The organism is Methylomonas sp. BG-2 (genome assembly GCF_057766305.1).
In genome coordinates this window covers 1-1,520 of the sequence record NZ_JBYMAP010000456.1, presented here as the reverse complement: position 1 = coordinate 1,520, position 1,520 = coordinate 1, and the positions used below count along the sequence as shown (strand labels likewise).

General features: G+C 48.0%; 1 protein-coding gene. It reads right to left on the bottom strand.

Going from position 1 to position 1,520, the window contains the following annotated elements:
- Nucleotides 1–232: 232 nt before the first annotated feature.
- Nucleotides 233–1,336, bottom strand: a complete 1,104-nt coding sequence (locus tag AC3B8H_RS21230) for a radical SAM protein (RefSeq protein ID WP_488443493.1) — start codon at nt 1,334–1,336, stop codon at nt 233–235.
- Between the last annotated feature and the right edge of the window lie 184 nt (nt 1,337–1,520).

Sequence of the window (1,520 nt, the reverse complement as noted above, 5' to 3'; positions counted from 1 at the left end):
CGGAATTTCGTTTTTGACCCGATTCATCTCGAATATCAATACCGGTCTGTGCAGCTTCACCCAATCCCGCATCCGCTGATTATCGAGAAATTCGCATAATCCGCTAACGCGGAATCCGGCCTCGGCGAAGGCCTTGGACAAATGCAAGAACAACCTATGATAAAAGGCATTATTTCTAGGCAGAAATATCGAAATCGGTTTCAACAATAGCCGCCCATGACTACCGCAAGGTTTAAGCCGTTGCGGTCAGCGTCCGCCAAAATTCCCTAACCTCGCCGCCTTGATTTGCATATTCGATCGATTGCGTAATTGCGTCCATCGAATAATACTCCACCGCCCGGCGTCCGAAATGATCGAATATCCGATCGAAGCTCATCACCTCGCAAAACCGGCACAACGCGCAGGTCGAGTTATCCGGCGTTGTTACTTCTCTGACGTAAGCATCATAATCCTCGGACTGAATCAAGGCGCTTAAGCCTTGTTCGAAAATATTTCCCAAATATTTCTTTCCGTAGCAGGTTGTCATCGCGCCCGACCAATCGACATAAAACCGGTCCTTATAGCCGGTACAAGTATCTCGACGGCGCTGGCCGTTGCTGGCGTCGAACAAGCCGTCATTAAAACTCATACTGTTTTGGTGAGTTGCAATAATCGATTTAATATCGCTGACCACTTGTAACGCTTTCAATTTATCGTAGATTAACAATTCGCCGACCAATTGATCGTTGGGTTTACGCAATTCCAGAAAACCGACTCTGAAACTACGAAATTGTTGATCTAACAAATAGGTCGCAAGTTGGGGAAGCTCGTCGAGATTGCAACGCATCGCGACCGCGTTCGACGCCAGATAGGGCGTGTCCGAGCCCAAGCGATGCTTGGCGTCGTTGATTAAATCAATGGCTCTGGCGATCTCCGAGAATCCCAAGCCGCCGCGGATTTTTTTGACGGTGAAATCGGTGACACCATCCAACGAAATCGACAACAAGGTTAAACCGGACCTCACCAAGTTTTCGGCGTCACCGGCATTACGAATGAGTTTGGCATTAGTTTGTAGCGATACCGCAATATTGTGCGTCCGTAAATATTGGATAATTTCGAAAATATCGTGGTTGATCAGCGGTTCGCTGCCGTCGCCAATATGTACTTGGCCAAAGCGATCAAAACCTTGCTTTACCGTTTTCAGTCGCTCGGCGGGCATCCACTGGAATTTCTTTAGGCCATCGTGAAACGTACACATCGCGCAACTGATATTACAGCCCAACGACACTTCCAAATGCAGACTGGGTAAGTCACTGATACCCAACATTTGCTTGAAATCGGTCCGACTCAGTAACATGGTTATTCCTATTTTAGGCGATTAAACAGGCTCGGACAAACGCAGCGCCACGGAATCTCGTATACGTTCCGCGATACTTCGATAGGAAAACAAGCGCACGGTTTTTCGATAAGCCTTGTCGGCGATTTCCGTGCGAGCAGCCCGGTTATTCAGATAAAACTCGACGCTGTCGATCAAGTCTTTT